Annotated in this window: 14 protein-coding genes; 2 read left to right on the top strand and 12 right to left on the bottom strand. The window is 48.8% G+C overall.

The features are described from left to right. Nucleotides 1-322: 322 nt before the first annotated feature. Entirely contained in the window at nucleotides 323-1486 is a 1164-nt protein-coding gene (locus EKM70_RS08825) for an ROK family protein (RefSeq protein WP_225416411.1), read from the bottom strand. A gap of 761 nt (nucleotides 1487-2247) precedes the next feature. Beyond that, the gene (locus tag EKM70_RS08820; RefSeq protein ID WP_125547122.1) at nucleotides 2248-3123 is read right to left on the bottom strand and encodes a hypothetical protein; all 876 of its coding nucleotides are present in this window, start codon (nucleotides 3121-3123) and stop codon (nucleotides 2248-2250) included. A 212-nt stretch (nucleotides 3124-3335) separates the two neighbouring features. On the opposite strand from EKM70_RS08820, the gene EKM70_RS08815 reads away from it, so the two are divergent. Next, the gene (locus tag EKM70_RS08815) at nucleotides 3336-4538 is read left to right on the top strand and encodes an SAM-dependent methyltransferase (protein WP_125547120.1); all 1203 of its coding nucleotides are present in this window, start codon (nucleotides 3336-3338) and stop codon (nucleotides 4536-4538) included. Nucleotides 4539-5145: 607 nt separating this feature from the next. On the opposite strand, the gene EKM70_RS08810 is transcribed toward EKM70_RS08815, so the two are convergent. The 10 genes from EKM70_RS08810 to EKM70_RS08760 form a co-directional block, all read right to left on the bottom strand. Continuing rightward, entirely contained in the window at nucleotides 5146-5490 is a 345-nt protein-coding gene (locus EKM70_RS08810; protein WP_125547118.1) for an AzlD domain-containing protein, read from the bottom strand. A gap of 17 nt (nucleotides 5491-5507) precedes the next feature. Beyond that, the gene (locus EKM70_RS08805) at nucleotides 5508-6260 is read right to left on the bottom strand and encodes an AzlC family ABC transporter permease (protein ID WP_164506363.1); all 753 of its coding nucleotides are present in this window, start codon (nucleotides 6258-6260) and stop codon (nucleotides 5508-5510) included. Nucleotides 6261-6521: 261 nt separating this feature from the next. Then, entirely contained in the window at nucleotides 6522-7028 is a 507-nt protein-coding gene (locus EKM70_RS08800) for a GNAT family N-acetyltransferase (RefSeq protein WP_125547114.1), read from the bottom strand. A gap of 89 nt (nucleotides 7029-7117) precedes the next feature. Then, complete coding sequence (locus EKM70_RS08795) at nucleotides 7118-10027, bottom strand: YhgE/Pip domain-containing protein (RefSeq protein ID WP_125547139.1); 2910 nt, start codon at nucleotides 10025-10027, stop codon at nucleotides 7118-7120. A gap of 398 nt (nucleotides 10028-10425) precedes the next feature. Further along, on the bottom strand, nucleotides 10426-11754 hold the full coding sequence (locus EKM70_RS08790) for a D-alanyl-D-alanine carboxypeptidase family protein (protein ID WP_125547113.1): 1329 nt from the start codon (nucleotides 11752-11754) through the stop codon (nucleotides 10426-10428). Nucleotides 11755-11807: 53 nt separating this feature from the next. Next, the gene (locus EKM70_RS08785; RefSeq protein ID WP_125547111.1) at nucleotides 11808-12983 is read right to left on the bottom strand and encodes a sensor histidine kinase; all 1176 of its coding nucleotides are present in this window, start codon (nucleotides 12981-12983) and stop codon (nucleotides 11808-11810) included. A 71-nt stretch (nucleotides 12984-13054) separates the two neighbouring features. Further along, nucleotides 13055-13744, bottom strand: coding sequence for a response regulator transcription factor (locus tag EKM70_RS08780; RefSeq protein WP_125547110.1), 690 nt, complete (start codon nucleotides 13742-13744; stop codon nucleotides 13055-13057). A gap of 852 nt (nucleotides 13745-14596) precedes the next feature. Next, nucleotides 14597-15736, bottom strand: a complete 1140-nt coding sequence (guaB, locus tag EKM70_RS08770) for an IMP dehydrogenase (RefSeq protein WP_125547106.1) — start codon at nucleotides 15734-15736, stop codon at nucleotides 14597-14599. A 146-nt stretch (nucleotides 15737-15882) separates the two neighbouring features. After that, the gene (locus EKM70_RS08765; RefSeq protein ID WP_191985894.1) at nucleotides 15883-17529 is read right to left on the bottom strand and encodes a glycosyltransferase family protein; all 1647 of its coding nucleotides are present in this window, start codon (nucleotides 17527-17529) and stop codon (nucleotides 15883-15885) included. A 972-nt stretch (nucleotides 17530-18501) separates the two neighbouring features. Beyond that, the gene (locus tag EKM70_RS08760; RefSeq protein ID WP_057877414.1) at nucleotides 18502-19122 is read right to left on the bottom strand and encodes a hypothetical protein; all 621 of its coding nucleotides are present in this window, start codon (nucleotides 19120-19122) and stop codon (nucleotides 18502-18504) included. A 551-nt stretch (nucleotides 19123-19673) separates the two neighbouring features. Between EKM70_RS08760 and EKM70_RS08755 the strand changes: the two genes are divergently transcribed. After that, nucleotides 19674-20246, top strand: coding sequence for a GNAT family N-acetyltransferase (locus tag EKM70_RS08755; RefSeq protein ID WP_057877413.1), 573 nt, complete (start codon nucleotides 19674-19676; stop codon nucleotides 20244-20246). Nucleotides 20247-20539: the final 293 nt, after the last annotated feature.

Below are 20539 nucleotides of genomic sequence, written 5' to 3'. Positions count from 1 at the left end.
ACTGAGCATTTCCAGAACCGACCTCCGGCTAACATAGTCATAACCTATCAAATCATGAAGATGAGCCATCCTACTTTGACAAGATAGGATAGAGTGAGCCGGAGAAAACCAGCCAGGAGGTTCAGCCGTGTCGTTTCCATTAGTCGAGTGGTCTTTCTCGGGTTACGGAAAGGCCGAGCTTGAAGACCGGTTTACAGGCCCCAAGTCGTGCCCACTGCGTTCCAGCCTCCTGGCTGGTTTCCGGGAGGCACTGACCCCGACAAAAACCTGAAGGCAAAATAAAAAGCGTGGCCGCATCCACGCTTTCTAAAATCTATTTTGTTTAGGACTCCACACCTTCGAGAACGGTGGTCCGTTCATTGGTGAAGGTCAATTGCAAGTCGTCCAGCGCCAAGGCCCGGTGAATAATCGCCGAAGCCCCGCCCTTTAAGGAAGCTTCCCGTGAGTTCTTAGTCAACAGGAGTGGCGCCTTGCGAACAATGGCCAATTGGTCCACGTAGTTCCGCACAGTATCCATCATTTCTGGCAACAACTCCAGGATTGGAGCATTGACGATGATGGCATCTGGGGCAAACGTGTTGGACAGGTTCCCTAAAACCTTAGCCAGGTAGTAGGCAAACTCGTCGAGAATGGCCAACAATTCTGGCCGGTGACCCAAGTAATCCCGACGAATCCGGTTAACATCGACCCGGTCAATCTTCTGGTAAGCCATGATGCGTTGGAGCACCGTGCCTTCTGCCACATAGTGGTTGACGGTTTCGGAATTGCCCTCCTGGTAACGGTCGGCTAACGGACAAGTCCCAATGTTTCCGGCCTCACCATTGTGGCCGCGATACAGGTGGCCTTCGGTGATAATTCCGGCACTCACTTGATCTCTAATCGTCACAGAAATTAAGTTGCGGTAAACACCTTCGCCGGAGAAGTCCCGTTCGAAGATCGCTGACTGATTAGCCAAATCTTCCAGGACAACGGGAACTTGGAATTTATCGCTAAAGTACTTCGCCAAATCAAAGTTCTTGAAGCCCTTCAACGTGGAATCTAGGATCTGGTTGTCGTAGATAGTACCATCCAACCCGAACGAAATCCCTAAGAGCCGAGTATCACTATCGGAGACCGTCGCCGCGATCTTCTCATCAATCATGTCGAGTACCGTGGTTAAATCCACACCACGCGTTGAGACGCTCGCGTAATTCTCAGAACGACCGTCCAAACGACTGGTGATCATCGAGAACCGTGACCGCAAAATGTTAATACTGATGACATAACCATACCCCACGTTTAGTAATGCCATGACTGGTTTCCGTCCACCGTTACGCGTGCTGACACCGTGACCAACCTCACGGATCAACCCTTCATGCAGTAACTGGCTATAAATATCAGAGACCGTCACTTTATTTAAACTCAGATTACGAGAAATTTGACTACGCGAAATCGGACCAGCGTTGACAATCTGTTGTAAAACTTGCTTTTCATTCGTCGTACGCATGATATGTTTGTTGATAATCATAATTTTCTGGCAACGCCACGTCCCCAATAGCCTTGTGGTGATTTGGGAATCAAATCAGTTCAGGTCGCCCTATCCCCCAAGATCGGTGCTCACCCAGCTATTTTCAGAGGCAGCGTTGCTCTACCCCCCTTGTAGATTTCTGATTCTATCTATATAGTAAGACACCCTTACCAATTTAGTGTAAATAATGACTTGTGAAATATTCGAAGTTTTGAGTTCACAATCTTATCAGAAATACCGAAACGACGGCGATTAGGACAATTAATTTACCTAGATATCCCGCAGGTAAAGTAATTAACTTACTAACTTATTTGTTTGCTAACCTTACCATCATGTCAAGTTTTAAGACTGTTTGGATAGATATGGTAAGTTTTCCTACCAAATCGATCAGCTTGACTCGCATACGGCAATTTTTTCTGCTAGTTAGTCGTTGGTTCTCGCCTCCCGGTCGGTTCTGGAAACGCTGGAACGTAGTGGGCACGTCGGGAAGCCAAAGAGCGGTCTCCCCGAGCGGCCTTGTCCTAACCGGAGCAGACCACTCCGCTAAGGACAACGACACCACTGAGCATTTCCAGAACCGACCTCCGGCTAACGCAGCTAACCTCAAATGCTTTGATATTGTGATAACCAACCACTATGTTATCCGCAAGGCGTCACCTAGAAGACTTCCAGTCACGCCCCACCATATTATATGCGCGAAAAAAAGAACCCAGACACTATCGTCTGGGTTCTCATATCGTTTACTTTAAGTTCTGTTGGGTGTATTGTGCCAACGAAATCTTTTGCTTGCTGGCTTGTTGGATGGCAACCCGCACGTCTTGGTCACTCATGGCATCTGAATGGCCACCGGCCGCGCTGATCGTCTTTCTAGCATTAGCAATCTGGGCGGCGGTAATCAACTTACCGTTAACCTCTTTCTGCTTCTGTGTGACGGTGTATTCGTTACTTCCGGAGTAATTACTTGCGGCCGCCTGTTCGGACGACGTCAGGGACGCGCTAGAGCTATTGGCGGTGCTGTCACTCGACGAGGCACTCGTTGAAGAGCTCGTGTTAGCCGCTTGACCTGCGTTGTTCGACTTCCGTAATGCCAAGGCCTGGTCATAAAGGTTCTGGTAATACTTCTGACGGAACTTCGCGTTGTTAAATAATTCGTCCAAGGTTGTATTCGACTGACCATAGTTCAGGGCCTGATTCTCACCCGTGGCCTTGGTCAAAATCTTCTTGAATTCCTTAACGTTGGCCAAAATACCCTTAACTTGCTTGACCTTCGCCGTGGCCCGCGTCACCAGGACCGACGAGCCTTTCTTGGTATCCTTAACGGCTTCATAATGCTTACGAGCCGTCGTAAAGTGCCGTGCATCCAATGCATTTTCCCCGGAAACGAACCGCTGCGTCTGCGTCAGATACGTCTGCGCTGACTCGTCATTCAAACGCCGCTTGAGGGCGTTTTGGAAATAGCTCTCTGCTTGCGTATAATGCTTACTTTGAATAGCAGTCCGGCCATTGGCCATCGCTGCTTGGTACTCCTTAGCTGTCGCATGATGATTTGAATAAGCGTAACCACCAATCAGCAGTGCCACAACGACTGTCGCTACGACCCATACCCATTTTTTCAAAATGAAAGACCTCCGCTGGTTAATTGTAGCCTCATTATACCATGCTTAGCGGGTAAATCGGTCAATTTTACCGAGTCCACCCGACCAAAATCCCGATTAACCGTTTTCATCCGAATCCTTTCCTTACGTCATCCTAGGTGAAAGGCGTATAATAAAAAGGTAATTTTGTTTTTCTACCATATATGGTAGAAAAACCGGAAAGGACCCCTGTCATGCTTGAAAAAACATTCTACAAGACGTTTCTAAGCCACACCTTTAACATCCCCGTCCGCGTCAACTATTGGGACGGATCCAGCGATGTCTATGGGACTGGCACTCCCGACATCACCATTACCTTCCACGAAGCGATTCCGATCAAGGAAATCTCCAGCAACGCCTCGATTGCGTTGGGCGAAGCCATCATGGACGGTAAAATTGAAGTCGACGGCAGCATCGAAGACCTGATCACTGCGGCCTACGAAAACACGGATTCCTTCTTCCATAACAAGAAGTTTATCCACTTCCTGCCAAAACAAAAGCACACGGTCAAGGAAAGCAAGTCCGACGTGCAAGACCATTACGATATTGGGAATAACTTTTACAAGTTATGGCTGGATGACACCATGACTTATTCCTGTGCCTACTTTGAATCACCCGATGATGATTTGTATACCGCACAGGTTAATAAAGTTCACCACATCATCAAGAAGCTGAACCCCCAACCGGGTAAAACACTTCTCGATATTGGTTGTGGTTGGGGAACTCTGATGCTGACGGCGGCCAAGGAATATGGCCTGCACGTCACCGGAATTACCCTGAGCCAGGAACAATACGACTACGTGAATGCTCGCATTAAAGAAGCTGGCCTCCAAGACGTCGCCGAAGTCCGGTTGGAAGATTACCGTGAAATTGGTAACGAAAAGTGGGACTACATCACCTCCGTGGGGATGTTCGAACACGTTGGTCAGGAAAACCTAGGCCAATACTTCAAGTGTGTTCAAAAGTATCTGATGAACGACGGTGTCGCTTTAATCCACGGGATTACCCGTCAACAGGGTGGCGCCAACAATGGTTGGTTAAACAAATGGATCTTCCCAGGTGGTTACGTGCCTGGCCTGATTGAAAACACCACCCACATCATCGAGAATGGTTTGCAGATCGATGATATGGAACCCCTTCGCCGTCACTACCAAAAGACGGTAGAAATTTGGGATAAGAACTTTAACGAACACCGTGATGAAGTTGCCAAGATGTTTGACGAGCGCTTCGTTCGGATGTGGGATCTTTATCTTCAGGCTTGCGCAGCATCGTTCAAGTCTGGTAATATTGACGTGATTCAGTATTTGATCTCAAAGGGCCCTTCAGCCCGGATGTTACCAATGACGCGGGACTACATGTACGATGAGACCCACGATAAATCAAAAGTAACGGACTAATCAACTGGCCAGAATGACCGCGGATCATTCGACCGACTTAAAAACATCACCTACCTGGATTGATCACCAGGTGAGTGATGCTTTTTTGATCTGAATTTTTATTTGTCGGTTCGTTCCAACATCGCCAACATTTCCAGCCAAGGCTTAGTCTTAAAATTATCGGCTTTCCAGGATTGATAGGTTTCGTCGGCGGATTGGACCGTCATCCAATCCTCTAAGTTAGTTGAAACCACTTTAAGCTGACTTAGTGATTCCGTGCGCCTGCGTATAGGCTGTGAGTAGCCGATCTATCTCGTCATCGAGTTTGATTGAAATCGGTTGTGCCATGAAAACCTCTTCTACTGCAATCAAATACTTACTGCACTTCCACCTTGATCACAACACTTCTGTCGACCAAACTGACGAGCCACTTAACCATTGTTCCTGATTTTCATCTCTAGTATCCCTGCCAGACAGAACGTGTTATAGTTGAGCCAATTCAAATGGTTTCGATTCAAAACTAATAACAATGATAATTATATTTTAAACTGATTTTATCGTATACCAGATCAAAAAAGAGGCCCAGCATAACTGCCAAACCTCATCTGATTTATTCGTTAAATTAGTGTCAAAGGAACATCGACAGGAGGAATACCCCAGCCAGCCCAACAATAACGGAAACGACCATCGACCGTGTCCGATAAGCAACGAAGATAACCATTACTGCTGAAATCATCAGCGCGTAATTATTCAGAATCAAAGCATAGCTGGAACTATCGATAAAGATGTCCTTAACCACTAGCGCCGTAAACAATGACGTCGGCACAAACTTCATCCATTCGTTAAACCACTCGGGAATGGCCTGCTTGGTGAATAACATCAGCGGCACGAAACGTGGAATGAAGGCGACAACAAATCCAAAAATAATTAGCCAAAAATGTTGCGTACTGTTCCAGTTATTAACTGCACTCATATAGCTCTCCTTGCATCCTAATTAGCGTCTGAATGTTCCACGGCTGATTTCTTTGATCCGGGACTGTGTATCCGGCGTAACCAATGGCTGTCCGGCATCTTTCTCTGAATGAATTCTTCTAAAGCAAACCCAATCAAGGATGAGACAACCGTCGCAATCACGAGGCCCAAGGTACTCTTGGTAATCATCATGAAAGCGGCCGCTAAAATTGCCGAGATGAAGCAAATCAATAGGGTCAAATGACTCTTGAGTTGCATCACAATCATGTAGAGGAACAAAGCCGTCAGTGCAAAATGCACAACAGTCAAATCAATCTTCAATGCGCTACCGATCAGACTCCCGATAACGTTACTCGTCGCCCAAAAAAGTAGCGAGTAGTGCTCGACCGCTAAGGCCTCTCGCACCGTCCACTTCTTATCCGTGGCGAATTTTAAGTAATTAATCGCATAATTTTCATCGTTTAACGAAACCGCAAAAATAAAGAGAAAGCGGTTGGATTGGCCCTTTAAGTAAGGCGATAGACTCGAACTTAGTAGTGCATACCGAAGTTCCAAGAAAAACAGCATTAAAACAATTGAAAGTAATGGGGAATTAATAGTCAACATCGTGGCAATTAAAAATTGACCCCCACCAGAAAAGACCAGCAGTGAAACTAATCCAGTAAGGAATGTATTAAACCCTGCCGCGTGTAGCAAAATCCCACAAGCCAGCCCGATAGGTATGTAACTCAAGTTAAGGGGCATGGCTACCCGCAAGGTCGACCGCCACATTGGTTCTGTGGGGTCTGGCACCTGCTTGGGGTTTGGCCGTCGTTTATTCAAGAATGTCTGCCTCCGTCGAATACTCTGAGATATGAAGCACGTTAATGGATTTACCACTTACGCGTAAAACCACACGATGATATTTTAACATGTTTCAGACCATTTTCATATAACATCTATGATATTTATCAAGGGTTATCCCTGATCCAGCTAGGATCTATGAATCGTTTGTGAAGTTACCCAGCAAGTTTTCATAACTTTCATTGCTTTTTAATCTGTCGTCGTGAAATGACGCCCGTACACTTCCAGATCGGCTGTAAATCCTGGCATTTCGGCAATTTCAGGCAAATGGCCCCACTGCGCGTAACCGGCCTTTGTGAAGAGCTTCCGACTGGCTGTATTGTGACCAAAGATGCGGGCAATCACCGTTGTCAGTCCCAGCTTAGGGGCTTGTCGGGCAATCCAGTCAACAGCCTGTGAGCCGATGTGCTGGCCTTGTTGGTCGCTAGCCAGGTAGAGTGCCGACTCAGCCACGTGCCGGTAACCAGCGCGGTCGCTATAGGGCTCTAAGCCGACGAATCCCGCGACTCGGCCCTCGTTTTCAATCATCCACAGTGGGAAGCGCAATGGATTAAAGCTCGTGAACCAAGCTTCACGTTGTGCCACCGTCACCGGCTGAACATCCGCCGTGCTTTGTTTGGTGGTCACCGCTTCATTATAAATAGCCACAATCAATGATAAATCGGCGCGTTTGGCTTGCCGAAATTGGATACTCATTCTAAAGTCCCCTTTTCTCATACCCCTTTATTATACGCAAAAAGCGACGCGAAACCAGCGGTCTCACGTCGCTTCTCAGCGAGTCGTTATTAAGAATGACTATTTGTATTTGGGTCTTCGACCTCTTGGAGTTTTTGGTTATCGTCCAATTGGGAAACGCCCATTAAATGCTTCTTTTGTAACCACCACATCGTTGGCCAGAGTAAGGCAATGGCGATAACAGTGAACAGTAGCAGGACCCAAGTTGCCAAGCCAACCATGCCAGACATCCCTGAGGTAATCGCCTCACGGAAGCCTAAGATGGAGTAAGTCATTGGTAAGAATGGGTGCACAACGTTGTAGAAGTGGTTCGTGACTTCCATTGGGAACGTCCCACCGGAACCCCCAAGTTGTAGCATCAGGAGAACCATGGCGATGAACCGTCCTGGGTTGTCCAGGAGCATCGACAGGAACATGACAATGAACATCGACGCCTCCGCAAACAAGACGGAAATCAGAATCATCTGCATTGGGTGATCAACGGATAAGCCCGCGAGCATCATCAGTGATGGCTCGATGACCCCCATTGCTAACCCTTCAACCGCACCAATCGACAGCTTGCTCAGGAACCAACCTGAAGCGGAACCGCCAGCCATGGAGACCTTCCGAATTGGGAAGGCAAAGTTGAAGACCAAGGCCCCAACGTATAACGCCACGGAAAGCACGTAAGGTGCTAAGGCATGCCCATAGTTAGGCACGTAGCTGTAGCTTTCGTGCTTCAAATGAGTTGGTGCCGCAAACATATCGGCCGTCTTGCTGGTCAATGGTTGTGCGTTAATCTGGTCAGCCCCTGACTTCAGCGACTTAGCCAAAGTCCCGGAACCCTTGCTGAGCTTGTTGGTACCTTGCATCAGCTTGTTGCTGTTGGCGTCCAGCTTAGCGGACCCGTCAGCCAGTTGGTTAACCCCACTGGTCAGCGTTGGAATCTTACCATTTAAGGTTGATAAACCACTGCTGAGTTGGCCAGCACCACTGTTTAATTTAGCAGAGTTGCCGTTCAATTGGGAAACCCCACTAGCAACTTGGCCAATCCCAGAGTTGAGTGATGACGTCCCACTTGTGAGTTCAGACCCCTTCTTAGCTAACGTGTTGCTCCCGTCTAATAATTGGGAGGCTCCGGAAGTTAAGGCTGGGATGTTCGAGTTAAGCGTGTTTAAACCAGTCGTCACTTGTTGTGAACCATCAAGTGCGGTGTGAACACCAGCCGTGTACTGCGTGACGCCGTCATTAAGCTGGTTTGCACCTGCTAATAACTTGTCAAGCTGTGTAGAGGCTCCACTCAGACCATTAAGTGCTTGTAAGGCACCCTGCAGTCCAGGCATCGCTGTTTGCAAAGCTTGGATTTCAGCTGGAGAAACAGCTAGCATGCCGTTCATGGCTGGCTCCACCTTGGTTAAAATCGGTGCTACCGCAGCTAATGTCTGCATTTGTTTTAAGCTTCCAGCTAAAGTTGTAAAGCTATCAGTAAGCTCTTTCAACTTAGTGGCGTAATCTGAAGTGTCAGTGTCGGTAGAAGCTACCTTGTTGGCACTTACAGCTTTAGTTGCTGCCTTAGAAGCTTGCGTAGCTTCTTTAACATTACTTGCATCAGTACTGATTGTAGAGCTATCAGCACTAGCTGCAATAGCCGCCTGAAGTTTATCCGCTGCATCATCAGCAGCTTGTGCAGCATTATTAGCGCTCTCTACAGTAGCGCTATTGTCCGTTCCAGTATTAGCTGGTGGCGTAGTCTGCGAAAGTGCTACAATTTTCGCCTGAACATCTTGCGCCTGAGCGCCTAAGGTATTGGCAAAAGTTGGTAATGCCGCCAGCTGAGGAAGAGCTGTTTGTAACGCAGTCTTTTCGTCATCCGAAAGTTCTGGCATTGCATCAAGTAATTTAGACATATCACTCAAAGTACTAGGCGTTAACCCTGACAGAGAAGCGGCACTAGATTGCAATCCAGACAACATTCCTGGTAAGGAATTAAGCGCACTTGCAAGTGTAGCTGAACCGCTAGTCAATTGACTAGAATTACTATCCAGCTTTTTCAGTCCCTTAGTCAGTGAGTTACTCCCAGTCTTCAACTGCGTAACCCCACTAGCCAAAGGTCCAACCTTGCTGCTCATTTGGCCTAACCCACTGTTGAGTTTGTAAACCCCATCAACATAGGTATAAGTCCCCCTATTCAGCTTAGCGGCCCCAGCCTGTAAGGTTGGCATGTTGCTGTTTAACTTCGAGACACCGGCCGTGTATTGGCTGAGTCCAGAAGCTAATGTGGCCGAACCCGTGCTTAACTGTTGAATCCCGGTAGCCAATGGCGTCACGGAGGTCTTCATTTGTTGCAGACCATTGTTCAGCGTCTTAACCCCGGTGGTGTAAGTGTTTAACCCATCGGTCAACGTGACCGTCCCGTCCTTCAATTGGGCGGAACCCTTGGCGGCCTTGTTCATTCCTTGACCCACGGTGTAGATCTGCTTGAACGTCGCCTGTGCGTAAGCCTTAGTGACTTTGGCACGGATCTGACTGTCCAGCTTGCTCGACCCAACTTCACTCATAACTTGCGCGATGTAGTTGGCGGAACCGTTGGTCTTGTACGTGAAGGTCATCTTCTTGGGATGCTTGTTCAGCGCCGTAGCGGCGTTAGACGAGAAGTTCTTAGGCAAGGTAATCACCGTGTAATACTTGTGGTGCTTCAACCCGTCCGCGGCGGTCTTGGCCGACACGAACTTCCAACCCAATTGCTTATTCTTCTTTAAATTCGTTACCGTTTGATCCCCAACATTTAACTTCTGTCCTTGGTAGGTGACCGGTTTGTCTTGGTTAACCACCGCAACGGGTAGCTCACCGGTTTCACCATACGGGTCCCACACTGACTTTAGAAAGAAGATACAGTAGAGGAACGGAATGAACATAATGGCCAACACGGAAATCAAAATTAACCGGTTGTGCCGAATGTAATCCCATTCGCCTTTAATCATCTTCACGAGTTTCAACTCCCTTTTCCTTTAAAATTCCTCAAAATACGGGCTAATTATTATAGAACATAGTCGCACAATAACGCTTGACTTGTCAAAAATGCAACAGGCCATTGACAATCCCTAAAATCGGTCTTATCCCTTGTCATTACTGGTTTTCACGGCTTATGCGATCGATTAAAGAAAATGTTTCACAGTACAGACTCATCAGACTTTAACCTTAAAAAGTCTGTAATATCGGGATTTATCCAGCCTAGTTTACTGAAAGCTAACGCCCATTCTCTCGCAAATGAAAGCCTTTTTTCATTAAATCTCATGCAACAAATGTCGATCTCTAACCCGAAAAAATCGCCCATCCCCGTAGGGATCGGCGATAAAACTTATCTCAGGATTAGCTGGGGTTAAAACAGTGAAACAATTGACCGCCAGACGCGGACAAAGATATTGGCCTTTTCCACGGCTTGCGTGACCTTCAGCGGCACCTTAGTGGTCTTGGTATTTCCCAAGAACCCTAATTGGTCACCCTTCATGGCAACATTAGCGGTCCCAATTGTGGCATTCTTCTTGACTGGGGCTTCCAATGCTTTGTTCTTTTCCAACTTAGCCTTTAATTGCGGCTTAGCGGAAACGTTGCTGGCAACCTGGTCGTTTCGAATCCAGAGCTTAACGTCCTGGCCCAAGACCGTCTTGGCTGTCTTTTCCTTGGCGTCGTTGGTCTTGATGCTCTTGGCACCCTTGATCTGGTCGCCGGCCTGGTAACTCACCGTCTTGAAGTTATTGTAAACGTAAGACATCATCTTCTGCGTCTGTTGGAAACGCGCTGGGTCGGTTTCGGACTTGTGGGAAGCATGCAGCACCACCGTCACAATCCGGTTACCATCATGATCGGAGGTCCCGGTAAAGTTGGCACCGGCGGCATCGGACGTCCCCGTCTTCAACCCATCAACGTGGAGCTTGCTGTAAGAAGCGGTAAGCCCCTTCAACATCCAGTTCCAGTTGTCCATCTTCGTGGCATCCTGGGTGCCCTTCTCAAACCACAACTTATCAATCTTCGTGGTTTCAAGGACTTCGGGGTACTTGTTCAGTAAGGCCACGGCCAACTTGGCTTGGTCGGCGGCGGACCATTCGTTTTCGGCAGAACCCGCTACATCTGAGTAGCCGAGGTTACCAACTTGCTTGTTGGTTAACCCACAGGCATTGTAAATCTTAACGTTGGTCATCCCGAGTTTCTTAGCTTGAGCCTTCATCTGCGTGACAAAGGCGTGGGGGGAACCAGCAACGGCACTCCCAAGGGCTTCAACGGCCCCATTAGCCGAGTAAATCAAGGAAGCTTGGTACAAGGACTTGACCGTGTAACTGTGACCGGCCCGCAAAGGCACGTTGGATAACTTGGTATCCTTGGCCACTTTGGCTACGTCCTTGCTGACGGTAATCTTTTGGTCCCACTTTAATTTGCCATTGTGAATGGCCTGGAGCACCAGGTAAATCGACAATAGCTTGGTCATCGAGGCCACTGGTAAGGCCTTGTCGCTGTTCTTGTCATATAAAATCTGACCCGTCTTGGCATCGACCGCAATTCCAGCCTTTGCCTGCAGGTTCACCGTGCTGGTCGCACTCGTTGCCGCTTGCGCCACAACCGGTGCACTGGCACCCAAACCACTTAACCCACCGGTAACCAGCGTCACCGCCGTCACCAGTCCAATCATAACTTGCCGTAACTGTTTCTTCATGAGATTTAAAACTCCTCTTATCTTATGTAGTGTCGGCCAGGCCGACGCTGATACTATTTTGTCTTTTCTGCTGTGCGTAACCGTTCAGGAATGGCCAACGGGTGGTCATGCTTGACGGGTAAATGAATCACGAAGCTGGTCAACTGGTCATCCGACTCCACGTAAATGTAGCCACCGTGAAGCGCCACAATACTCTGCGCAATGGCCAATCCCAACCCGGTTCCCCCGGTCTCCTTGGACCGCGACTCCTCGACGCGGTAGAACCGCTCGAAGATGAGAGCCAGAGATTCCTTCGGGATTTTCGGGCCATCATTGGTCACGCGGACTTCCAACTCGTCGGGCGAGACTTGCTTAGCAATCAGGTTAATCTCACTACCGCCGGTCCCATATTTCAAGGCATTGGCGACCAGATTATTGAAGACCCGCACCAATTTCTCGGGGTCGGCCTCCATCATCAGAGTGTCTGGCGTGCTCGACGCCCCCACCGTCATGGCTTTCTTCTTCCCCTCCAGCTCGAAACTGGCGGCGAGTTGTTCCAACATGGCGGCTAAATCAATCTTGGTAATACTGAGCGGCGTATCGGTCTGACGGACCTTGGTGTACTCAAAGAGGTCATCCACCAAGGATTTCATCTGTTTAGACTTCAAAAACGCCGTGTGCGTGTACTTGAGGAGGTCTTCCTCACTGTGATACTGCTGGTCCTCGATGAGCCCCAGATAGCCGATAATCGACGTTAATGGCGTCCGGATATCGTGGCTCACGTTGGTAATCAGCTCGTCCTTAGACTTCTCGATCGCCCGTTCCTCATCCATGGAACTGATAACGGAATCTACCAGCGCGTTGACGGAATCCACAACCCGTTGGACGTCACCACTCACCCGAAATGGAATCCGGTGATCGAAGTGACCGTTGGCGATGTAATGAAGTTCGCCAATGATATGACGGAGCTGCATTTGCCGGTAACGCCGAATCAGACGCCACCAAACAACCAGGGCATCCGCAATCAGCATCAATCCAATGAATAGATTTTCCCAACTCCACAACTGGAAGTTGTTAGGACCAAACATCACGGAGCGTTTAATAATGAAGATCCCGTCTCGCAAACCGGGATTGGTCTCAATGGCCTGGATGATGAGCACCAGCAACGCCAGGTTCAGCATCAACAGGAGAATCACGGTGACGACCCCTTCCATGAAGAGCGCACTCTTCTCCCGGGTGGTTAGCTTCATGGTCGCGCCTCCCCGTGTCCCGATAAACGGTAATTTTTAAACTGTAACATGCTTATCCTCGATCTTCTTGATTAGTGTGACTCAATCTTGTAGCCGACACCCCAAACGGTTTGAATGACCTTCTCGCCGTTGGTGGCGTCTTCGATCTTATCACGCAAGTGGCTCACGTGTACCATGACGGTCTTGGCCGACACGATACTCTCTTGCCGCCAAACGCGTTCGAAAATCTCATCGGCGGAGAAGACCCGGTTCGGGTGACTCGCCAACAGATACAAGATCCCAAATTCAAGCGCGGTCAAAGAGATCGTCTTACCGGCAATCGTCTTGACCTCATGAGAATCCTTGTTAATCGTTAACGTCCCAATATCCAAGATATCTGGGGCATCATCGGTCACTTGGTCTTGGCTCCGCCGCAACAACGACTTCACTCTAGCCATGACTTCTAAGGGGTTAAACGGCTTGGTAACATAATCGTCTGCCCCAGTGATTAACCCTTGAATCTTGTCCATGTCGCCGGTCTTGGCCGAGAGGATCAGAATTGGAATCTGGGAGTCCTTCCGAACTTCCTTAACAACTTCAATCCCACTCATCTCAGGCATCATGATATCCAGAATCATCAAGGCAATGTCTGGTGTCGTGTGGAGCTTGGTCAATGCTTCCTTCCCGTTATATGCGGTCAAGGGTTCGTAACCTTCATTTTTAATGTAAATTTCAAGTAACTGTGCAATTTCCTTATCATCATCGACAACTAAAATTTTCATATTCGGTTTATTCTCCTTTAACAGCTAGGTTAGGTCACTAGCAGTTGCCCCCCAAGGGTACTTTAAGTCTATTCTAGCAAAAATATCCCGCGAGGCGACGTCAAAACCCGAACCTTTAGTCGGGCGTAAGGCACTTAACCATTCCTTAATCTTACACTATTTACCGGCCCTCCGCCAACCCGTTGTTTAAGGCCTTGATAAGTCTTTTCAACCCAGTGGTCCGAAGTGACGCTTAAACTTTTTAAATCGGCAGCGTTGGTCGAGAACCCCGCAACCTCTCAGCTGACAGGGACTGGAACGGGGTGGGCACGACTTGAAGCCTTTCAAAGAACGAAAGTCTACAAGCTCGGCCTTAGTCTAAGCCAGGAAACCCACCCGGCCAAGACTAACGACACACCTGAGCCCTGTCAGCCGAAAGGTTGCGCGACACAGTGCGTTATGGGAACTCTGGTGGTCTGGCGTCAAAGTCTTAAGTTGCCCTGTCCAAATGTCCTTGATATTACCCATTCCCGAAAATACCAATTTCTCAACAACATGACGAAATCACCAGCTCCCCCAAATAGGTTTGCGAGTTCCGATCTTCTGGCAAACCTATCCTTCAAAGACCAGTTCTAGCCACAGGTAGCTAAGGGTGGAGTCCCGTGTCGAGGCTGTTTGGTCGGTGGGCTTCCGGCCTTACAGCCTGGGACGACTTTAAGACTCACGCTTTTGGTGAGGCTTAAAGCGAGGTGAGAGACCGCCCCTCAGGCTTTCACCGTGCCCCACAGGACGGAACCCTTGGCCACCTGCGGCGGCCCAATTTAGACTAAAAGAAAAGGAACCCGCTTAAAGAGCCGGTTCCAGTAAAACAAGTTATTTGTAGTTAGGTGCTGCCTTGGTAATTTGAACATCGTGTGGGTGAGATTCAATCAACCCAGCATTGGAAATCCGAACAAACTGGGCGTTGTCGATCAAGCTCTGGATGTTGGCACTACCCGTGTAGCCCATCCCAGAACGGAGGCCACCGACCATTTGGAAGATGATGTCGTTGACGCTCCCCTTGTATTCAACTCGTGCTTCGATTCCTTCGGGAACCAACTTGTTGGCTTCGTTGACGCCACCTTGGAAGTAGCGATCGGCGGAACCATGGGACATTGAAGCCAGACTACCCATCCCGCGGTAAGTCTTGTACTTCTTACCATGGTCTTCGATGACGTCACCAGGGGCTTCGTCGGTCCCGGAGAACATGGACCCAAACATTACGGCGTTCCCACCGGCGGCGAGCGCCTTGACGATATCGCCAGAGTACTTCATTCCCCCATCGGCAATGATCGGCTTGCCGAATTCACGAGCCACCGAAGCGGCATCGTAAATGGCGGTAATTTGTGGAACCCCCACACCGGCAACGACCCGGGTCGTACAGATGGAACCAGGACCGATCCCAACTTTAACAACATCGACACCGGCTTCGAACAAGGCCCGCGTGCCTTCACCCGTGGCAACGTTCCCGGCAATCAACGTGGCGTCTGGCAATTGCTTGCGGATTTCCGCAACCTTGCGCAACACGCCGGCAGAGTGACCGTGCGCCGTGTCAATGATGATGGCATCGGCACCGGCATTCAACAGGGCCGTGGCCCGGTCGAAAGTGTCAGAAGTGACCCCAACGGCTGCGGCCACCAACAAGTGGTTGTTGGCATCAACGGCGGCATTGGGGTGCTTCGTCGCATCGTTTTCGATCGCCTTCACGTCAGCCACCATCTTAGCTTGGTCCGTGGCACTCATGTTCTTGTGGATGACCCCGAGGCCCCCATTTTGAGCCATGGCTGTGGCCATCTTAGTCTCGGTGACGGTATCCATCGAGGCACTGATAAACGGAACGTTCAACTTTAATTTTGGCGCTAATTGGACACTTAGGTCGACTTCATTCGGCAATACATGACTTTCTGCGGGTATTAACAAAACATCATCAAACGTGATTCCTTCTTTAGCAAACTTCGTGTCCCAATTAGACATAGTTGATATCGCTCCTCTTTAATTTTAGTCTCAGGCTCGGTTAGGAATCCTGGGAGATATTGTTTTTAAATTTACCAGTCTAGGCCACTCAGGTCAAGGACTCTCATTGAACTATCATAGTTCTCTTCGCGTCACTTGTTAAATGCCTACCGCCGTTTGAACAGCCAATAGGTTTCGTTCACCCCTTCAAAGATCTGGGAGTGCTGGGCCACGGGCCGGTATCGCTTGAGGAGCATCTTAGCCATCTTGGCCGTGCCGGGATTCAAATCACCACTGCTGATCCGTCCCGCTACGCCGGGCCACTGCTTAACGGTCTTGCCTACTGGCGTGTTTAACACGACCCACTCGACGTCTTTATCGCGAATGACTGCCTGTTGCGACGCCAAAATCTGTGGGGCCGCACTCTGCGAGATGTTGTAATTCTGGAAATAGTAGGTGTTTGGTACCGCGCCGGACGCGGTGTAAAAGCCCATGTCGATCGACCCGTAATTCAACAGCGTCAACTTGGTATCGGCCGGTGTCTCCGCTCGCATCAAACGACCAAAGACCACCTGCGCGGGCTGTTGCGGCCGGGTCGTGGCGGCCTCCGTAATTGCCGAATTATTCGGGAAGACCTTAGAATCCGTCACGTTGTTATTGACCCCCAGCACCAGTAGAAGGCTAAATACCAGCGTCGCCAGAATCGGAAACGGCGCATCCCCCGTCGGCAGTGGCACCCGTTTAAACGCCCACTGACACAGGTAAACGAAGGGCAGAATGAAGAACGCAAAATAAATCAATTGATAATACTGATAAACGGCGTTGGCCTGGTAGCCATAGAGGGCAAACAGATCGGCACCTAAATTGGTTAATAGATAAGTCCCCCGCATGAATGGATCGTGGAAGATGGCCGGTTGAAACATCACGACCAACGTCCCGATAATGCCTAAGCCAAAGAAAATCACGTTACTCAGATAGAATTGCGAAACCAATGTCGTGGACTGAACCAGGTTGGCAAAGAAGGCCACCGATGAAGTCAGGTAGACGTGGGTATTGAACAATACATAAACGTTGATGAACGCCCCCAACGACCCGGTCGCCAGGAAGTAAATCAGCCAAGGCAACGTGGTGGCAAGAAAACCAATCGCACTCCACGCCACCAGCTTGCCCAGCTCCCGCCACCGCTTAGTCACGACGAGCCGGCCCATCAACAGGAGGTAGAAGACGATCCACGCTCCTAGCAGGGTATATTTTGACAGCAGAACCACCCCAACGATGGCCCCCTGTGCGGCATACCCACCGCGGCTCCCATTTAGCTGGTTCCGGTCGAGCTTAACCATGAAGTAAACCAACGATATCAGTAGCGGCAACGTGAAGAATTCCACCGTATCCCCGTAATCATAGTAGGGGTGGTACAGCAACAGGCTCGGTACCAGGATCCCCGTCAATAGAGCTGGGAGTGCCGGGGTTCCCAACAAACCTGCCAACCGGTAGACCAGAAACATCGCGGCGACTAGCGTGATAATTTCGACAATAAAGATTAATAAGAAACTTCGTGACGACACCAGATAAGCCAACCCGTGCAACAGGTAAACATAGGGGCCCTTCTGTTCGAAGATGTCCTTGTAGGGCACGATGCCATGCATCATGGCCTTCCCCACCGTGAAGAAGGCATTGTTGTCGGGTGAGGTGTCGAAATAAAAGGCCGGTGAGGTATAGGAACAGAAGGTCATGATAAAGGCCCCAATCACCGTAAATAGCCCCAGTACCTGCAGATTACGCTCGTGAAGTTTGTCTCTGAACCACTTAATCATGAGTCCTCTCCCCTATCTCTTCTCTGTTGCGTTGTTGCAGTGAAATATCAAATAAAGTTGGTGCTAAACGATCTGGTTGCAGAAATCCTCGCCTTCCGGGAGGTTCCGTACATGCTGGAACGTAGTGGACACGGTTTTGAGCCAAGGGACGTCTCAAAAGCCGGTCTTCTCGTAAACCGAGTGAGAAACCTCGGCCAACGAGAACGACACCACTGAGCATGTACGGAACCTCCCTCCAGGCCTAATACTAGCCACTCTGGAAACAGAGGAGGTCTGGCAACACTCCAATTGTTCCCGTTTTTCCCGTCAAGTAATTATCGGGATCAAGGTTGTCGGCAGTGATCAATTGACGGGTAGGTACGCATCAACGAGAAGTCATAGACTATCACGTTATTTACAACGTCGTTAATATTGTAAAATCCAACGAAAACCTCACGCGTCTTGAATAACGGTCACGCCACACCACAGCGGTAACGGTCATCCCCTGTCTCTTGTCGCCAGTCCCACCCAGTAAACTTGATGACCAATCTCAGCCGGAGGGCGTCAGCTAGGGGGCTCAGTGATGACGTTGTTGTTAGCGGGGTGCCCCTCCCCGGTTACAACAAGGCCGAGCTTGTAGACTTTCGCTTTTTGAAAGGCTTCAAGTCGTGCCCACCACGTTCCAGCCCCCTAGCTGACGCCCGTGAGGCGCGGCTTTAAACGCCCTTAACCATCATCAAAGCTACATGGACTTAGGGCGTAGAGGTCAAAAAAAGAGACCGTAGCCGACACCACGGTCTCTCCAAACACAGGAGGTAGTTTTCCGGTCTCAATCCCCGTCGCCACCCTCCTGTGGCGTGTGCTCGCTAACTCGAGCACAACGGGTGTCTTCAGGTTACCGCCAAACCACACCCAGCCAACGATTGACCTAGGCGTCTAGCTCAGCTTAACGGCCCCCTCGGACCACTCGACTAAATACCCCGCGTCACAATCTTATTTGTAAAGAACGTAACGAACGGTGTATGGACGATAGCCCTTTTCGTGGACAGTGAAGGTGAAGTACTTGCCGCCCTTGCGGAGATCCCGTGCTTCACGCTTTGAGAGTTTGATTTCAAAACGACCGTCATGACGAACTCTGAAGCGTTCGATCTCGCGACCTCTGCGGTTACGAAGAACGACTTCAGCACCCTTCCGGCCCTTCTTGAACTTGATGATGCGTTCACCATCGTAGTAGTGGTCGTGTCCCCGCATCTTAGCTTCGGCACTCATAATCTTCTTCATGTCAACGTGGTGACGTGCGAAGAAATGTGGCCACCGGAACCAAACGTGTGTCACTTCACCAGTAGAACTCGTGGCACTGGAAGTTGCGTCACTTGAAGCCGCCGCAGCCGATACCGAGTCACTTGGCCCGGACTCCGCGGAGCTTGCATCGCTCGACCCAGCTTCACTAGATCCCGTTGCTGGCGTCACAGCACTCGCAGTGGTTGCCGACCCACTACCACTACCGCTATCCGCATCAGCACTACTCCCGTCAGCGTTCGCAGTGGTTGCAATCGCACCAGCGGCACCTAAGGTCGCAACTAACCCTAAGACATACCCCATGATTTTCTTCATAATAAATCCTCCCCACGAAATGAAGTTATCAGAGTGGTCATTTGCTTGGCTACTCGAGTGCATGATAGGGCCAAATGGATGCAGCAACAAGGGTATTTTTTAGCCACTTTATCCCAAAATAAAATCAGCGGGTAACGCTGCTAAACGGGCAATTTGCGCCCCTTGGTAATGATTTATGTAAGAATACAATTTTGCATAACGTTAATTTATAAAAAATAGTATTTACCATATTCTTAAATTCTAAAATCATTAGTTAACAATAAATATCAGTCAATGACTAGACATGATAAACTTAACATTTTGACGAGAGAAACCTCTTAGTAGCCGTCGTTCATTTGTGCTATGCTTACGACAGTTCAATCACGCTTCAAAGGGGAGGAACCAACCATGTCTACAATTGACGGCCATAAGAAACCATTGAGCCTTACACCAAGTGAAAAGCTAATACTCACCAGACGAATTAATGGCAACCTAACCTCACAACGCAAATCGGAACTGTTGCGGTCCAAGCAACGACTTCAGTCACTACCGACGCTGAAGGTGTTTCATTAGTGGGAAAAGCGGGCTTATATCCCATCTCAGATTTGATTGATAGATCATGTTTAACTACTTTTGATTGTGTGCCACCTACTTGTTCCACTAAATCCGCACTTAATGATTATACGAGTATCAACCAATTTTTAGTAAACGAGGCCTATGACTTTGATATTGGAAATCTAGCTAAAACTTTCGTCTATCTCCAAGATAACGTCGTTGTAGGGTTCTTTACAACATTAGCAAGTTTGACTACCATCAAGAACACTTATCGAAAAGAAAAAAAGATCATCACAAACGGCGCGTCAAACTACCCTGTCATTGATATCGTTTACTTTGCTATCGATAAGCATTATCAAAGAAGACAACTGGGTAGTGCCTTGATGAAGGCTTTGTTAACGATGCTCTATGAAAATGTGATCACGCACACTGGTGTTGCTTTAGTCACTGTTCAAGCACTAGAAACTGCCGTCCCCTTTTATACCCAAAATTTTAGTTTCGAAAGACACGCCTCCAGAAATCCTAGAGGTCAACAAGAAATGGCATTGACGATCCCTGAAATTGCACAACTGATTGATGCAAATCTATAATTATTTTGGCGCCATGTATCCATCTTCATTAAGCACAATCACACATTATCTCCAACTGACCCTGCCTGCTGTTAAGCAAGTAGGGTCAGTTTTTATACCTCAAGTCATTGTCATGCTGGATCTAAGGCATAGGCCGGAGACGTCGCGCTTACAATCCAGTATGAAAACAAAAATGCCATCCCCGAAAGGATGGCATTTCAAATTCAAACTTAAATTGGTTCTATACTTTTTCCTGTTGATGGATTGCCAGAGTGGTAATCTATTAACAGGATTTTTTTGTAAATTAAAAGCCC

The sequence above is a fragment of the Levilactobacillus lindianensis genome (genome assembly GCF_003946095.1).
Taxonomy (GTDB): Bacteria; Bacillota; Bacilli; order Lactobacillales; family Lactobacillaceae; genus Levilactobacillus; species Levilactobacillus lindianensis.
The sequence above is the reverse complement of the archived record's forward strand: the minus strand, read 5'-3'. Positions and strand labels throughout refer to the sequence as shown.